This is a genomic window from Micromonospora sp. NPDC005171 (genome assembly GCF_040608575.1).
Lineage (GTDB): Bacteria > Actinomycetota > Actinomycetes > Mycobacteriales > Micromonosporaceae > Micromonospora.
In genome coordinates this window covers 28,757-44,645 of record NZ_JBEXIM010000036.1, presented here as the reverse complement: position 1 = coordinate 44,645, position 15,889 = coordinate 28,757, and the positions used below count along the sequence as shown (strand labels likewise).

The window sequence follows — 15,889 nt, the reverse complement described above, 5'->3', positions numbered from 1 at the left end:
CCCCGGTCGTCACGACTCAGTACGTGTAGAAGCCCTTGCCGGTCTTGCGGCCCAGGTCGCCGGCGGTGACCATCCGCTGGAGCAGCTCCGGCGGGAAGAACTTCTCGTCCGCGGTGTCGGTGTAGATGTTCTTCGAGGCGTGCAGCAGGACGTCCACGCCGGTCAGGTCGGTGGTGGCCAACGGGCCCATCGCGTGCCCGAAGCCCAGCCGGCAGGCGGTGTCCAGGTCCTCCGCGGACACCACCCCGGACTCGACCAGCTTGACCGCCTCCATCACCAGGGCGGAGATCAACCGGGTCGTCACGAAGCCGGCGATGTCCCGGTTGACCACGACGACCGTCTTGCCGATCTCCTCGGCGAAGGCCCGCGCGGTGTCCAGGGTGGCGTCGCTGGTCTTGTAGCCGCGCACCAGCTCGCAGAGCTGCATCATCGGCACCGGGGAGAAGAAGTGGGTGCCGACGACCGCCTCGGGTCGCTCGGTCACCGCGGCGATCTGGGTGACCGGGATGGCCGAGGTGTTGGTGGCGAGCACGGCGTCCGACTTGCAGATCTTGTCCAGGGCGCGGAACACCTCGTGCTTGATCTCCAGCCGCTCGAAGACCGCCTCGACCACGATGTCCGCGTCCGCCGCCGCCTCCAGGTCGGTGGTCGGGGTGATCCGCGCCAGCGTCGCCTCGACCTCGGACGCCTCGATCTTGCCCTTTTCGGCGAACTTCTCCAGTGACTTCCGAATGCCGCCCAGACCCCGGGTGGTGGCCGCGTCGTCCAGGTCGCGCAGCGTCACCTGCCAGCCCGCCTGCGCCGCCACCTGGGCGATGCCGGAACCCATCAACCCGGCCCCGACGACCGCCAGTCGACCCGTCATCTGCTTCTCCCTCGCTGCGATTGAGTGCCTGCCTGCACCCTAGTCGGCGAGCCTGAACGATGGCTAAGTGGCGGTCGGGGTCCGGGCCGGGTCGCTGGGTCGCTGTGGCCGGGTTGCTGGGACCGGCCTCAGATCTCCAGGGCCGGTTCCTCCGGCGTGGTGCCCCGCTCGACCGCCACCCCGAGCGCACGCAGGTCGGCCACGAAGTCCGGGTAGCCCCGGTCGACGTGGTGCACGTGGGAGACCTCGGTGACCCCCTCCGCGCAGAGCCCGGCGATGATCAACCCTGCTCCGGCCCGGATGTCGGTGGCCCGTACCGGGGCACCGGAGAGTCGGTCCCGTCCCCGGACCACCGCGTGATGCCCGTCGGTCTTGATGTCCGCGCCGAGCCGCATCATCTCGTTGGCGAACATGAACCGGCCGTCGAAGATGTTCTCGGTGATCAGAGAGGCGCCGTCGCTGACGGCCGCCAGCCCGATCGCCATCGGCAGCAGGTCGGTGGCGAAGCCGGGGTACGGCAGCGTCACCACGTCCACCGCCCGGGGTCGCTCGTCCATCCCTACCCGGAAGCCGTCCCCCCGGGTCTCCACCAGCCCGCCGGCGGCCACCACCTTGTCCAGGGCGACCTCCAGGAAGGCCGGGTCCAGCCCGGTCACCGTCACGTCGCCCCGGGTCATCGCCGCGCCGAACGCCCAGGTGCCGGCGACGATCCGGTCCCCCACCGTGGCGTGCCGCACCGGACGCAGGCCGGGCACACCGGTGATCCGCAACGTGGAGGTGCCCGCGCCGGCGATGCGGGCGCCCATCTGGTTGAGCATCGTGCAGATGTCGACGATCTCCGGCTCCCGGGCCGCGTTGTCGATCATCGTGGTGCCCTGGGCCAGCACCGCCGCCATCACCAGGTTCTCGGTCGCTCCGACGCTGGGGAAATCCAGCACGATGTCCGCGCCCCGCAGCCCGTGCGGGGCGGAGGCGATCACGAACCCGTGCTCACCGGAGATCTCCGCACCCATCCGGGTCAGCCCGGAGATGTGCATGTCCAACCCCCGCGACCCGATCGCGTCGCCGCCGGGATGGGCGACCCGCACGTACCCCCGACGGGCCAGCAGTGGGCCGAGCACGCAGATCGACGCGCGCAACCGTCGGACCAGGTCGTAGTCGGCCTCCGCGCCCGGCTGCTCGGGTACGTCGATAGTCACCGACCGGGACCGGGCCACACCGCCGCGGGCGACCATCGGGTCGACCGGGTCGTCCGCGTCGAACTGGACGTCGCAGCCCAGCCGGCGCAGCACCTCCCCCATGATCGCGATGTCGGTGATCCGGGGGACGTTGGTGATCACGCTGCGGCCCGGTGCGAGCAACGCGGCGGCCATCAACTTCAACGCCGAGTTCTTGGCACCGACCACGTGCACGGTGCCGGCCAGCCGGGCGTCACCGCGAACCCGGATGACGTCGACATCGTTGACCGCCGAATCGCCGGCGTCGCCGGGGCCCACCACCACCGGCCAGCCGGCGGTGCTGTCCGGCCGCGCCGGGATCGTCAGGTCGGGAATCCGTAGGCTGTGCGTCATGGCCGTCCACCTCACGCGCATCTACACCAAGGCCGGCGACGCCGGCATGACCAGGCTGAGCAACAACGAGCAGGTGCCGAAGACCGATCCACGGATCGCCGCGTACGCGGATGTCGACGAGTGCAACGCGGCGCTCGGCGTCGCGCTCGCGCTGGGAAACCTCGACGAGGAGCTTCGCGGCGTGCTGGCGTCGGTGCAGAACGACCTGTTCGACGTCGGTGCCGACCTGTCCACCCCGGTCGAGCCGGAGCCGAAGTACCCGCCGCTGCGCGTGACCGAGGAGTACGTCGAGCGCCTGGAGGGGTGGTGCGACGAGTACAACGCACGCCTGAGCAAGCTCGACTCCTTCATCCTCCCCGGCGGCACCGCAGGCGCGGCGCTGCTGCACGTGGCGCGGACCGTCGCCCGGCGTGCCGAACGGGCAGCGTGGGCGCTGGTCAGCCACGATCCGGAACGAACCAGCACGCTCCCGGCAAAGTATCTCAACCGGCTCTCCGATCTGCTCTTTATCCTGTCAAGAACGGCAAATCCGGCAGGAGATGTGCTATGGGTGCCGGGCGGCAAGCGCTGAACGTAGCCGCTGTGCAGGCGTGGGTTCCCAGTCTGACCGCGCCCACGCGTCGCCGCAGCTCACTCCTCGGTCGGGGCTGCCCTCCCGGGCGGGGCTGACTCCTCGGGCCCCGGCCTTGATCAACTGCGGTTTCTTGATGTCGGGGTGTCCTGGTGGCTGGAATGCCCCGACATCGAGGAAACCGAGTCGATCAACCCGCCCCCGACCACCCGCGCCAGGCAGGACGCGGCTGCATCGGTAGCGGCAGGCGACGGAAGACCGAGCCGGGACGACGCACGCCGCCGCCGACGGTCTCCGGGGCAGCCCGACCGACACAGGGATCACTCCTGACCGCCCGGAGCCGGGCGGGCCGCCCCGGAAACCCCAGGGGCGACAGACAAACTCAGGCGGCCGGCCAGTCCTGGGAGGCCATACGCGGCGAGACCGCCCCCGGAGGGGCGGCCTCAAGCCAAGACAGGAAACCGGTCACGGTCGATCGCGCCATGGCGATCTCCACCGGTGCGTGGTTACTGGTACAGCGGAGGATCACCCAGTCGGCCGGCATGGAGAACCGTTCCTGACCTTCCGGCAACCGGCGGCGCTCCACGGCCAACCCCTTGCGGGAGAGCACCCGCTTGGGCCGGATCGCGAAGCTGAACATCCGGTACCAGCGCAGCTCGTCACCGGCGAACCGGCCGAAGCCGGGCGACCAGCCGCGGCCGTCGAGCATGGTGGAGACCCGGACGCTGAGCCGGATGATGCCACCGCTGCGGGTGACCAGAGCTCGCCGGCCGAAGAGGATCAGAAGCGCGCCGAGGATGACGACGACGCCGATTCCGAATCCTTCGACGATCTGCATCCCCGGTGTGGCTCAGCGGCTCTGCGCGGAGACCGGGGTTGCGCTCTCGGCCAGCACGGTGACACCGTCGGCGCTCACCGAGAGGAAGCCGCCGGCCACCTCGTAGGCGACCTGCTCGCCGCCGGCGAGCTTGATGCGTACCTGGCCGGGCTCGGCGAGCTGGCCGAGCAGCGGCGCGTGCCCCGGCAGGACACCGAGCTCGCCTTCGGTCGTCCGGGCGACGACCATCTCGGCGTCACCGGACCAGACCTTCTCCTCGACGGCGACGAGCTCGACGTGAAGCTGCTGTGCCACGCTGTCTCCTTGCTGCGGCTACGGATTGCCGAAAGTCTAGCCTGACGACGCGGCCCGCCCAACGCGGGTGGGGACAACGGCGCCCTGACTACTTTGTCTTGTTCACGAATTCCGGGTGCTCGAGCAGGAACGGGTCGAGTTGCTCGTTGTGCAGTGCGGTGAAGAAGTCCGGGACCCCCTCCTGGAACTGCTCACCCAGGTATCTCTTACCGTCGAAGACTCCGCCACCGGGGAGCTTGATCATCTCGATGGTGTTCGGCCGGATGTCCTTCAGGGCGAGCCCGAAGTCGACCACGCTGTTGCCCCGGCCGTTGAAGATCAGTGACTGGCCGGCGGCGCGGAGCACCTTGTCCAGCTTGATCGGGTTGGACACCACGTCGGCACTGAACGCCTGGCCGACCATGGCCTTGACGAACTGCTGCTGGTGGCGCTGCCGGCCGTAGTCCGAATCCGGGACACCGTTCTTCGGGTAGCGCTGCCGGACGTAGTCCAACGCCTGCCACCCACTCAGGTGCCGGTTGCCCTTCTTGTAGAGCGCCTGCGGACCGACGTAGCCCTCGCCACGGGTGTTGCCCGGCCGCGGCTTGCCGTCCGGCTGCTTGTGCTCGGACCTCACGTCGCGCTCGATGTACATGTCGACACCGCCCATGGCGTCGACGATCTTCTGGAAGCCGGTGAAGTTGATGATCGCGCCAGCGTCGAAGCGCTTGATGCCGGTCACCTTCTGCACTGTGGTGGCGAGCAGCTCGAAGCCCCGGGCCGCGTCCGGGTTGGCCCCCGGCACCTTGCTGCCGAAGGACATCGCGGCGTTGATCTTCGTGGTCTCGCCCGGGAACTCGGCCTTCTTGAACGGCGGGATCTGCACGTAGAGATCCCGGGGCAGCGAGAACAGGTAGGCCCGGTCCATCGAGGCCGGCACGTGCAACACCATGATCGAGTCGGCAAGGGGCGCAGCCGTCGGCGTACGCGGGTCGATGCCGACCAGCAGGATGTTGAGCGGACCCTTGATGTCGCTCTTCTTCGCCTGGGCGCCCGCCGCCTGGTCGCCGAAGAGGTCGGCCTTGCCGACGGATCCCTCGTAGCGGGCCATCAGCACCTCGGTGCCGACCAGCACCGCGCCGCTGAGCACGGCCAGCACGGTGCCGAACACCGTGCAGATCCTGGCCCACCGCGGCACACCTCGCCAGATGGACGGCTTGCGGCCACTCTTGCCGGCCTTACCCACGAGCATCTCCGTTCGTTACGCCCACGACGAGGAAGACGGGCGCACGTCGCCGAAAGGTTGCAAAGATCAACGCTCGTTCAGGTGAGCGCGGGACGAACCGTAGCTCGGTAGCCTCCGGAGTGACGACCACGAGTAACGGACCGCGACGATGCTAAGACGCGAAGATGAACAAAAGACTGCCCCGGCATTGCCGGGGCAGTCTTTTTGCTATGGATCAGAAGGGGCTGGGTCAGCCCTTCATCAGCTCCTCAGCCTTGCGCTCCAGGTCCTCGAGACCGCCGCACATGAAGAACGCCTGCTCGGGGAAGTGATCGTACTCACCCTCGCTGATCTTACGGAACGCCTCGATGGTCTCCTTGATCGGGACCGTCGAGCCCGGCACGCCGGTGAACTGCTCCGCCGCGTAGGTGTTCTGCGACAGGAAACGCTCGATCCGCCGCGCGCGCTGCACGGTGATCTTGTCTTCCTCGGAGAGCTCCTCGATACCGAGGATGGCGATGATGTCCTGCAGGTCCTTGTAGCGCTGCAGGATCCGCTTCACCTCGGTGGCGACCTGGAAGTGCTCCTGGCCGACGAACTCCGGGGCCAGGATCCGGGACGAGGACGCCAGCGGGTCCACGGCCGGGTAGATGCCCTTGTCGGAGATCGACCGCTCCAGGTTGGTGGTCGCGTCCAGGTGGGCGAACGTGGTGGCCGGGGCGGGGTCGGTGTAGTCGTCCGCCGGCACGTAGATCGCCTGCATCGAGGTGATGGCCTGGCCCCGGACGGAGGTGATCCGCTCCTGGAGCTCGCCCATCTCGTCGGCCAGGGTCGGCTGGTAACCCACGGCGCTCGGCATACGGCCGAGCAGCGTGGAGACCTCGGAACCGGCCTGCGTGAAGCGGAAGATGTTGTCGATGAAGAGCAGCACCTCCTGCTTCTTCACGTCCCGGAAGTACTCCGCCATGGTCAGCGCGGAGAGCGCCACCCGCAGCCGGGTGCCCGGCGGCTCGTCCATCTGGCCGTAGACCAGCGCGGTCTTGTCGATGACGCCGGACTCGGTCATCTCGGCGATGAGGTCGTTGCCCTCACGGGTGCGCTCACCCACGCCGGCGAACACCGAGGTACCACCGAAGTTGCGGGCGACCCGGGTGATCATCTCCTGGATGAGCACCGTCTTGCCCACACCCGCGCCGCCGAACAGGCCGATCTTGCCGCCCTTGACGTAAGGGGCGAGCAGGTCGATGACCTTGATGCCGGTCTCCAGCATCTCGGTCTTCGGCTCGAGGTCGGCGAAGGCCGGCGCCTTGCGGTGGATGCCCCACCGGTCGTCCGCCTGGAACGTCTCGCCCTCTTTGAGATTGAGCACCTCGCCGATCGCGTTGAACACATGGCCCTTGACCGCGTCGCCCACCGGCACACTGATCGGCTCGCCGCGGTCACGCACCTCCGCGCCGCGAACCAGGCCGTCCGTCGGCTGCATCGAGATGGCACGGACCAGGTTGTCACCCAGGTGCTGGGCGACCTCCAGGGTCAGCGTCTTCTCACCGCCGGACAGGTTCACGTTGACGTTGAGCGCGTTGAACAGGGCCGGCATGGCGTCGCGCGGGAACTCGGCGTCGACGACCGGGCCGATGACCCGGACCACGCGACCCGTGGCCGTCTTGGTCTCTACTGGTGCAGTCATCACACTTCACTTCCCGACGCGGCCAGCGCGTTCGCGCCGCCGACGATCTCGCTGATCTCCTGGGTGATCCCGGCCTGGCGAGCCGAGTTCATCTCGCGCGTGTACTTCTCGATCATGTCTTCGGCGTTGTCGGTGGCGCTCTTCATCGCCCGCCGACGTGCCGCCGACTCACTCGCCGCCGACTCGATCAACGCCGCGTAGATCCGCGTGTTGATGTACCTCGGCAGGAGCGCGTCGAGCAGCGCCTCCGCCTCCGGCTCGAACTCGTACGCCGGCAGCAACCCCTCGGAGCGCGGCCGGTCCTCCACCTGCATCGGACCAATGATCTTGGTGACCGGGTTCTGCGTCATCAGCGAGTGGAACTCGGTGTAGACGATGTGCAACTCGTCGACGCCGAGCACCCCGTCCGCTCCGGCGCTGCCGTCGACGTCGTCCGCACCGGCGGTGAACGCCTTGATCAGCGTCTCACCGACGGTACGGGCGTCCTCGAACGACGGCTGCTCGCTGAACCCGGTCCAGTTCGCCTCGATCGGCCTGCCGCGGAACCGGTAGAACCCGACGCCCTTACGCCCAATGACGTAGAGCACCGGCTCCTTGCCGTCCGCCTTGAGCCGCGCGATCAGCGACTCCGCCATTTTGATCGCGTTGGAGCTGTAGCCGCCGGCCAGGCCACGGTCGCTGGTGACCAACAGGACGCCCACCCGCCGCACCCGCTCGCGCGGGGTGAGCAGCGGGTGGTCGATCCGCGCGTTGGACGCCAGCGCCGTGAGCACACCGGTGATGGCCTGGGCGTACGGCAGGGACGCCTGCACCCGGGCCTGGGCCTTGGCGATCCGGCTCGTCGCCACGAGCTCCATCGCCTTGGTGATCTTCTTCATCGACTTCGCCGAGCGGATCCGTTGACGAAGAACGCGTACCTGGGCCGCCACGGGATCAGCTCTCGGCCGGGCGGTCGGTCGCGCCGTCGCGGAAGCGGGTCACCGTCTCGCGGTTCTCGTCGCCCTCGAGCGGCGTGGCCGGCGCGTCGTTGACCCGACGCTCGTCGGCCTTGCCGAGGAAGACCTGCTTGAACTCGCTGATCGCTGCTTCCAGGGAGCCGACGATGTCGTCGCCCCACTGGTTGTCGGCGATGCCGGCCAGCACACCCTCGTGCTTGTGCCGCAGGTACTGGAGGAACTCCGCCTCGAAGCGCCGGACCTCACCCACCGGGATGTCGTCCAGCTTGCCCTCGACGCCGGCCCAGACCGAGACGACCTCCTGCTCGACCGGGAACGGCGAGTAGTTCGGCTGCTTGAGCAGCTCGACCAGGCGGACGCCGCGGTTGAGCTGGTTCTGCGAGGCCTTGTCCAGGTCGGAGGCGAAGGCGGCGAACGCCTCCAGCTCGCGGTACTGGGCGAGGTTGAGCCGCAGCGAACCGGCGACCTTCCGCATCGGCTTCACCTGGGCGGCGCCACCGACCCGGGAGACCGAGGTGCCGACGTTGATCGCCGGGCGGACGCCCTGGTTGAACAGGTCCGTCTCCAGGAAGATCTGGCCGTCGGTGATCGAGATGACGTTGGTCGGGATGAAGGCCGAGATGTCGTTGGCCTTCGTCTCGATGATCGGCAGGCCGGTCATCGAGCCGCCACCCAGCTCGTCGGAGAGCTTCGCGCAGCGCTCCAGCAGGCGGGAGTGCAGGTAGAAGACGTCACCCGGGTACGCCTCGCGACCCGGCGGGCGACGCAGCAGCAGCGACACAGCCCGGTACGCCTCGGCCTGCTTGCTCAGGTCGTCGAAAACGATCAGGACGTGCTTGCCGCCGTACATCCAGTGCTGCCCGATGGACGAGCCGGTGTACGGGGCCAGGTACTTGAAGCCGGCCGGGTCGGACGCCGGGGAGGCCACGATGGTCGTGTACTCCAGCGCGCCCGCCTCCTCCAACTGCCCCTTGATCGAGGCGATGGTGGAGGCCTTCTGGCCAATGGCGACGTAGATGCAGCGAACCTGCTTCTTCGGGTCGCCGGTGCGCCAGTTGTCGCGCTGGTTGAGGATGGCGTCCAGGGCGACGGTGGTCTTGCCGGTCTTCCGGTCACCGATGATCAGCTGCCGCTGGCCCCGACCGATCGGGGTCATCGCGTCGATCGCCTTGATGCCGGTCTGCAGCGGCTCGAACACCGACTGCCGGGACATCACGTTCGGAGCCTGCAGCTCCAGCTCGCGGTAGCCCTCGTCGGCGATGTCGCCGAGCCCGTCGATCGGCTGGCCGAGCGCGTTGACCACGCGGCCGAGGAAGGCGTCACCCACCGGAACCGAGAGCACCCGGTCGGTGCGCTTGACCCGCTGCCCCTCCTCCAGCTTGGCGGAGTCACCGAGGACGACGACGCCGATCTCCCGCACGTCGAGGTTCAGCGCCACGCCGAGCGTGCCGTCCTCGAACTCCAGGAGCTCGTTGGTCTTGGTCGAGGGCAGGCCCTCGACGTGGGCGATGCCGTCGCCGGTGTCGGCGACGGTGCCGACCTCCTCGCGGGAGACGTCGGACGAGTAGGAGGAGACGTAGCGCTCCAGGGCGCCGCGGATCTCCTCCGTCGAGATGGTCAGCTCGGCCATCCTCTGCTTCCTTAAAATTCAGGGGCCCGGGATACCTAGTACCAACCGGTCCGAATGGCGTCTGTCAATCCAGGCGTTGGCGGCGGAACCACCCCGACACCGAGCGGCGGAGCCGCTCAGCCGCGGGGCGGCGAAGCCGTTCAGCGCTTCGCGAGCGCGTTGCGGGTCTCGTTGAGGCGGCGCAGGATGGTGCCGTCGTACAGGTCGGAGCCGACCCGGACGCTCACGCCACCGAGGACGGCGGGGTCGACCGTCTGCTTGACGGACACCTCTCGACCGTATATCGCGGTGAGGCTCGCACCCAGCCGACGCTCGTCGGAGTCACTCAACGGGGCCGCGACGGTCACGTACGCCACCTGCCGGTCACGCCGGTCGGCGGCCAGTTCGACCAGCCGGGTGAGCGCCCCACTGAAGGAGCGTCCACCGAACCCGCCCAGCGCCACCTCGACGAGGCGGACGGTGACCGGGTTGGCCTTGTCGGCGAGCAGCTCACGGGCCAGGGTGGCCCGCCGCTCGACCGGGGCGGCCGGGTCGGCCAACGCGTTGCTCAGCGCCGACTGACCCGTGACGACCTGACCGAAGCGGAACAGCTCGTCCTCGACCTCGCCCAGCTCGCCGGCCTTGTCGGCGCTGGCGAGCAGCGCCTCAACGCCCAGGCGCTCGGTGCCGTCGAGCAACTCCGAGGGTGCCGACCAGCGGCCGGACACCAGCGTCACGAGCAGGTCGAGCGCGTCCGCGCCGATCCGCCCACCCAGCATGTCGCCGAGCAGAGCGCCGCGGTCCGCGCCGGAACGAGCCGGCTCGGACAGCGCCCGACGCAGCCGCGGCTCACGCCGCAGCAGGGTCGCCACGGAGAGGACGGCGTCGGCGGCGGAGGCCACCGCCGACGGCTCCGCGCCGCGGACGTACGCGTCGAGGCCTTCGGCCGCGATCTTGTACGACTCCCGGCTGGCGGCCTGCATCAGCGGGCCCCCGTGCTCTCGAGACCGCTCAGGAACCGGTCGACGGTGCCCTTGCGCCGTGCCTCGTCGGCCAGCGACTCGCCGACGATCTTGCTGGCCAGGTCCACCGCGATGGTGCCGACCTCCGCGCGCAGCTCGCGCACGATGGTGGCCCGCTCGGCGGCGAGCGCGTCCTTGCCGGCCTGGATGACCCGGTCGGACTCCTCGCGCGCCTTGGCGAGGATGTCCTGCCGGATGCCCTCGGCGTCGGCCCGCGCGTCGTCACGGATCTTGGCGGCGTCGGTCCGGGCCTCAGCGAGCTGGGCACGGTACTGCTCGAGCAGCTGGTTCGCCTCGGCCTGGGCGGCCTCGGCGCGCTTGATGCCGCCCTCGATCGCGTCGACCCGAGCCTGGAACGTCTGCTCCATGCGCGGGAAGACGAACTTCATCAGCACGAAGCAGAGCACGGCGAAGGCGACCGAACCGACCACGATCTCCTGCCAGAGCGGGATGATCGGGTTGTGGGTCGACTCACCACCCTCAGCGGCGAGGAAATACATGGTTACCTCCCGGTCAAAGGGTGGATCAGGCTGCGGAGCCGGCCCAGATGAAGCCGAAGGCGATGCCCAGCAGCGCCAGCGCCTCGATGACGGCGAAGCCGATCCAGACGTACGGCAGGGTCATCCGCGACGACTCCGGCTGACGGGCGGTCGACTGGATGTAGGCAGCGAAGACCAGGCCAACGCCGATGCCCGGGCCGATGGCTGCGAGGCCGTAGCCGATGGCAGCGGTGCTACCGGTGACCTCGGCGAGAACGCTAGCGTCCATTGGTGTGGTTCCTCCTGGTTATCACGCGTGACTCTCACGCGGGACGACAACGGGTGGTGCGGGTGGATCAGTGCTCTTCGGCGAGCGCGCCCTGCACGTAGCTGGCGGTGAGGACGGTGAAGACGTACGCCTGCAGGCAGATCACCAGGAACTCGAGGAAGGTGAGCGCGATGGTCATCACCCAGGAGAGCACCGAGACCGGGGCCAGCCAGGCGTTGGCGCTCAGCATCGCGAAGCCGCCGAGCGTGAAGACCAGCAGGAGCATGTGACCGGCGAACATGTTCGCGAAGAGACGAACCGCGAGCGAGAACGGCCGGACGATGAAGGTGGAGAAGAGCTCGATCGGGATCAGCAGCGGCAGGATGTACCAGGGTGCCGGCGGGATCAGCGAGTTCTTGAAGTATTTGACGAAGCCGTGCTTCTTGATGCCGATGTAGTTGAACAGCACGTAGCTGATGATCGCGAGGATCGCCGGGAAGGCGATGTGCGAGTTCGGCGAGATCTGGAAGAACGGGATGATCGCGAACGCGTTCGTCAGCAGCACGAAGCAGAACAGGGTCGTGAAGTACGGAGCGAACCGCACGCCCTGGTGACCGATCATGTCGACCGCGATGTTGTTGCGCACGAAGCCGTAGATCGACTCGGCGAACCACTGCTTCTTGGTCGGCACCAACTGCGGCTTCCGGTACGTCGCCAGGAAGAAAATGATCAGGACGCCGACCGCGATCCAGACCATTGCCGTGATCTTGGTGAACCAGTACGAGTTCTCCGCGCCCCAGGGCAGGATGGCGGGCAGGTAGAAGTCGTCCACGCTGGGTGGGAATCCCGCCTGGCCTGCTGCCAGAACGTTCGCCTGTCCGAACACCGCGTCCCTTCCTAAGTTGGCGTGCCGAGTCGGCGGACGACCAGGATGATGCCCCCAGCCATACCGAGCACGACGCCGATCCCGGTGGCGACGCCGCCGGTGTCGAGCCACTGGTCAATCAGCCAGCCGATGAAACCCCACACGAGCATGCCTCCGATGAGGTAGCTGAGCGCGGTCCAACCCTGACCGGCACCGGACGGATAATCGTCCGGTTCACCGGCGGGACGGGGGGTTTGGTCACCAGCCATGACGGGGCGAACGATATCAGCCGGGAAGACGAGGCTGTGCCTCACCCCCCGCACAACCGTCGTTGTGTGGGCTTCTCGTGGGCGCCGTCGTCTGTGGGCACGCTACTCCCCTTCCGCCCGTCGGAAAATGACCGGAGGCCGACACATTGCCGCGCGTCCGAAACGTGGGACGACCGCCAGGTCAGCCGTGCGCCCGACGAGCGTGCACCGTGGTCAGCCACCAGATGTGCACCGCCGTCCACACTGCCACCCCGGCGACGATGCCGAGGCAGAGCGGGATCAACCCGGGCCAGCCGGTCGACGCCACCGCCACCAGCACCCCACCCAGCAGGCTGAACTTCAGCACGTACAGACCCACGCCGAGCGGCAGCAGCAACTGCGGGTTGACCTGGTCGGCCCGGGCCAGCACCACTGTGGTGAGGGTGTAGCTGAGCACTGTGACGCCCACGCCGGCCGCCGCGCCGAGCGCGGCCGTCAGGCCGCCGGTGACCCCGCCCACCACTGCGGCGACCGCGGCGAGCGCCGCTGACGCGGCCAGCAGCACGGGCAGGTGCCGCAACCGCCACCGCCGGTCGGTGCCCGGCTCGACCACCCCGGGCTCAGCCACGGGGGTACGCCGGAAACGCCGCGACCAGCTCGGACACCTCGGCACCGAGCCGGCTCAGCTCGTCAGCCCCGCCCGGAGCACCGGGATCGGTGCGCACCGCACGGGCGATCAGTGTCGCCACCTGACGCAGCTCCCCCTCGCGCATCCCCTGGGTGGTGACGCTCGGGGTGCCCACCCGGATGCCCGAGGCCACCATCGGCGGCTGCGGGTCGTACGGGATGGCGTTCTTGTTCAGGGTGATCGACGCGGCGTCGCAGCGGCGCTCGGCCTCGGTGCCGGTCACCCCCAGCTCGCGCAGGTCGATCAGGGCGAGGTGGGTGTCGGTGCCACCGGACACCGGGCGCATGCCCTCGTCGGCCAACCCGGCGGCGAGCGCCTGGGCGTTGCTGACCACCTGCCGGGCGTACGTCTGGAACTCGGGCTGGGCGGCCTCGCGCAGCGCGACCGCCTTGGCCGCGACAGCGTGCATCAGCGGGCCACCCTGGGTGAACGGGAAGACCGCCTTGTCGATCCGCTGGGCCAACGACTCGCGGCACAGGATCATGCCGCCGCGCGGGCCGCGGAGCACCTTGTGGGTGGTGGCGCAGACGACGTCGGCGTACGGCACCGGGGACGGGATCGCCCGGCCGGCCACCAGGCCGATGAAGTGCGCGGCGTCCACCATCAGGTACGCGCCGACCTCGTCGGCGATCTCCCGGAACCGGGCGAAGTCGATCAGGCGCGGGTACGCGGTCGCCCCACAGATGATCAGCTTGGGTCGGTGTGCCCGCGCCAGGTCCCGGACCTCGTCGTAGTCGATCAGCTCGGTGTCCGGCCGGACCGGGTAGCCGACCGGGTGGAACCACTTGCCGGAGAAGTTCACCCGGCTGCCGTGGGTCAGGTGCCCGCCGTGCGGCAGGTCCATCGCCAGCACCGTGTCACCCGGCTGCACCAACGCGGCGTACGCGGCCAGGTTGGCGCTCGCCCCGGAGTGCGGCTGGAGGTTGGCGTGCTCCGCCCCGAAGAGCTCCTTGGCGCGGGCGATGCCGATCTCCTCGGCCCGGTCCACCTCGGCGCAACCGCCGTAGTAGCGCCGGCCCGGGTAGCCCTCGGCGTACTTGTTGGTAAGCGTCGAACCGAGCGCGGCCAGCACCGCCGGCGAGGTCAGGTTCTCGCTGGCGATGAGCTGCAGGCCACCGCGCAACCGGTCCAGCTCGCCGAGGACCACCCCGGCGATCTCCGGGTCGGTGGCCCTGAGCTGCGCGAAATCCGGCCCCCAGAAGGTGCTCGTCTCGGTCTCCACAGCGAACGAGTCTAGGGGGCCGCACACTGAGACTCGTGAGATGCCTCGTCACCGGAGCCACCGGATACATCGGCGGGCGACTGACGCCGCTGCTGCTCGCCAACGGGCACACCGTCCGCTGCCTCGCCCGTAAGGCGGTACGGCTGCGGGACGTGCCCTGGGCCAGCGCGGCGGAGATCGTCGAGGGAGACCTCAGCCGACCGGAGACGCTGGCCGCCGCATTCGCCGACGTGGAGGTCGCGTACTTCCTGGTCCACTCGCTGGGCCGGGCCGACTTCGAGGAGGCCGACCGGACGGCGGCGACCAACTTCGCGGCGGCGGCCCGCGCTGCCGGCGTACACCGGATCGTGTACCTGGGCGGGCCGGAGCCGGCCTCCGACGAGGAGGTCCCCTCCCCGCACCTGCGCTCCCGCGCCGAGGTGGGCCGGATCCTGCTGTCCAGCGGCGTGCCCACGGCGGTGCTCCGCGCCGCGGTGATCATCGGGTCCGGCTCGGCGTCGTTCGAGATGCTGCGTTACCTGACCGAGCGGCTGCCCGCCATGGTCACCCCGCGCTGGGTCAGCAACCGGATCCAACCGATCGCGGTCCGCGACGTGCTGCACTACCTGGCCGGCTGCGCCGAGCTGCCGCCGGAGGTCAACCGGGGCTTCGACGTCGGCGGGCCGGACGTGCTGACCTTCCGCGACATGATGCAGCGCTACGCCCGGGTGGCCGGTCTGCGCCGACGGGTCATCGTGCCGGTCCGCCCGCTCACCCCGTCGCTCTCCTCGCACTGGGTCGGGCTGATCACCCCGGTGCCGAACAAGATCGCCCGCCCGCTGGTGGAGAGCCTGATCCACGAGGCGGTCGCCCACGAACACGACATCGCCCGCTACGTCCCGGACCCGCCCGGCGGGCTGACCGGCTTCGACGAGGCGGTGGCGCTGGCGCTGGCCAAGGTCCGCGACGCCCAGGTGGAGACCCGCTGGTCCACCGCGAGCGGCCCGGACGCGCCGGCCGAGCCGCTGCCCACCGATCCGGACTGGTCCGGTGGCACCGCGTACACCGACTTCCGGGAGCGGACGGTGGACGCGTCACCGGCGGCGCTCTGGCGGGTCATCGAGGGCGTCGGCGGCGAGCACGGCTGGTACTCGTTCCCGCTGGCCTGGTCGATCAGGGGCTGGCTGGACCGGTTGGTCGGCGGCGTCGGCCTGCGGCGGGGCCGACGCGACCCGCACCGCCTCCAGGTCGGTGAGGCGCTGGACTTCTGGCGGGTCGAGGAGATCGTCCCGGGCGAGCTGCTGCGCCTGCGCGCCGAGATGCGGCTGCCCGGCCGCGCCTGGCTGGAGATGCGGGTCCTGGAGGCCGACGGCGGACGCAGCCGCTACCAACAACGCGCCGTCTTCCTGCCGCGCGGCCTGGCCGGGCACGCCTACTGGAAGTCGGTGGCGCCGTTCCACGCGGTGGTCTTCGGCGGAATGGCCCGCAACATAGCCCGCAACGCCGAGCAACCCCGCTGACCG

The 15,889-nt window shown here is 69.4% G+C and carries 17 protein-coding genes; 2 read left to right on the top strand and 15 right to left on the bottom strand.

Features of this window, described 5'->3' with window-relative positions:
* Positions 1–16: 16 nt before the first annotated feature.
* Positions 17–865 (bottom strand): 3-hydroxyacyl-CoA dehydrogenase family protein, encoded by an 849-nt coding sequence (locus ABZU74_RS27920; RefSeq protein ID WP_355429782.1) that lies wholly within the window; start codon positions 863–865, stop codon positions 17–19.
* Between the two features lie 128 nt (positions 866–993).
* Complete coding sequence (murA, locus tag ABZU74_RS27915; protein ID WP_355429779.1) at positions 994–2,436, bottom strand: UDP-N-acetylglucosamine 1-carboxyvinyltransferase; 1,443 nt, start codon at positions 2,434–2,436, stop codon at positions 994–996.
* Here murA and ABZU74_RS27910 point away from each other — a divergent pair.
* On the top strand, positions 2,435–3,007 hold the full coding sequence (locus tag ABZU74_RS27910) for a cob(I)yrinic acid a,c-diamide adenosyltransferase (RefSeq protein ID WP_355429777.1): 573 nt from the start codon (positions 2,435–2,437) through the stop codon (positions 3,005–3,007). The genes murA and ABZU74_RS27910 overlap by 2 nt on opposite strands.
* Before the next feature lie 382 nt (positions 3,008–3,389).
* Here ABZU74_RS27910 and ABZU74_RS27905 read toward each other — a convergent pair whose 3' ends face one another.
* The 13 genes from ABZU74_RS27905 to glyA all read right to left on the bottom strand — a co-directional run bounded on the left by ABZU74_RS27905 (position 3,390) and on the right by glyA (position 14,387).
* The gene (locus ABZU74_RS27905) at positions 3,390–3,845 is read right to left on the bottom strand and encodes a DUF2550 domain-containing protein (RefSeq protein ID WP_355429774.1); all 456 of its coding nucleotides are present in this window, start codon (positions 3,843–3,845) and stop codon (positions 3,390–3,392) included.
* Between the two features lie 12 nt (positions 3,846–3,857).
* A complete protein-coding gene (locus ABZU74_RS27900) occupies positions 3,858–4,139 on the bottom strand; it encodes a F0F1 ATP synthase subunit epsilon (RefSeq protein ID WP_030333186.1) in 282 nt (93 codons plus the stop codon).
* 88 nt (positions 4,140–4,227) lie between these two features.
* Positions 4,228–5,370, bottom strand: a complete 1,143-nt coding sequence (locus ABZU74_RS27895) for an LCP family protein (protein WP_355429771.1) — start codon at positions 5,368–5,370, stop codon at positions 4,228–4,230.
* A 223-nt stretch (positions 5,371–5,593) separates the two neighbouring features.
* Positions 5,594–7,030 carry a F0F1 ATP synthase subunit beta gene (gene atpD, locus ABZU74_RS27890; RefSeq protein WP_355429768.1) on the bottom strand — a complete coding sequence of 479 codons (1,437 nt, stop codon included), beginning with the start codon at positions 7,028–7,030 and terminating at the stop codon, positions 5,594–5,596.
* Entirely contained in the window at positions 7,030–7,959 is a 930-nt protein-coding gene (locus tag ABZU74_RS27885; protein WP_355429765.1) for a F0F1 ATP synthase subunit gamma, read from the bottom strand. Before ABZU74_RS27885 ends, atpD begins: the two co-directional genes overlap by 1 nt.
* 4 nt (positions 7,960–7,963) lie before the next feature.
* Positions 7,964–9,616, bottom strand: a complete 1,653-nt coding sequence (gene atpA, locus ABZU74_RS27880; RefSeq protein WP_355429762.1) for a F0F1 ATP synthase subunit alpha — start codon at positions 9,614–9,616, stop codon at positions 7,964–7,966.
* A 140-nt stretch (positions 9,617–9,756) separates the two neighbouring features.
* Positions 9,757–10,578 carry a F0F1 ATP synthase subunit delta gene (locus ABZU74_RS27875; protein ID WP_355429759.1) on the bottom strand — a complete coding sequence of 274 codons (822 nt, stop codon included), beginning with the start codon at positions 10,576–10,578 and terminating at the stop codon, positions 9,757–9,759.
* Positions 10,578–11,117 carry a F0F1 ATP synthase subunit B gene (locus tag ABZU74_RS27870; protein ID WP_139582689.1) on the bottom strand — a complete coding sequence of 180 codons (540 nt, stop codon included), beginning with the start codon at positions 11,115–11,117 and terminating at the stop codon, positions 10,578–10,580. The genes ABZU74_RS27875 and ABZU74_RS27870 overlap by 1 nt, the downstream gene beginning before the upstream one ends.
* A gap of 25 nt (positions 11,118–11,142) precedes the next feature.
* Positions 11,143–11,385, bottom strand: coding sequence for a F0F1 ATP synthase subunit C (locus ABZU74_RS27865; RefSeq protein WP_130404096.1), 243 nt, complete (start codon positions 11,383–11,385; stop codon positions 11,143–11,145).
* A 67-nt stretch (positions 11,386–11,452) separates the two neighbouring features.
* Complete coding sequence (gene atpB / locus ABZU74_RS27860) at positions 11,453–12,250, bottom strand: F0F1 ATP synthase subunit A (protein WP_355429756.1); 798 nt, start codon at positions 12,248–12,250, stop codon at positions 11,453–11,455.
* Between the two features lie 11 nt (positions 12,251–12,261).
* Positions 12,262–12,498 carry an AtpZ/AtpI family protein gene (locus ABZU74_RS27855; RefSeq protein WP_355429753.1) on the bottom strand — a complete coding sequence of 79 codons (237 nt, stop codon included), beginning with the start codon at positions 12,496–12,498 and terminating at the stop codon, positions 12,262–12,264.
* Positions 12,499–12,679: 181 nt separating this feature from the next.
* Positions 12,680–13,105, bottom strand: coding sequence for a hypothetical protein (locus ABZU74_RS27850; RefSeq protein ID WP_355429750.1), 426 nt, complete (start codon positions 13,103–13,105; stop codon positions 12,680–12,682).
* Positions 13,098–14,387 (bottom strand): serine hydroxymethyltransferase, encoded by a 1,290-nt coding sequence (gene glyA / locus ABZU74_RS27845; protein WP_355429747.1) that lies wholly within the window; start codon positions 14,385–14,387, stop codon positions 13,098–13,100. Before glyA ends, ABZU74_RS27850 begins: the two co-directional genes overlap by 8 nt.
* 35 nt (positions 14,388–14,422) lie before the next feature.
* Here glyA and ABZU74_RS27840 point away from each other — a divergent pair, with 35 nt between their 5' ends.
* Positions 14,423–15,886: an SDR family oxidoreductase gene (locus ABZU74_RS27840; RefSeq protein WP_355429745.1), complete on the top strand. Its 1,464-nt coding sequence runs from the start codon at positions 14,423–14,425 to the stop codon at positions 15,884–15,886.
* Positions 15,887–15,889: the final 3 nt, after the last annotated feature.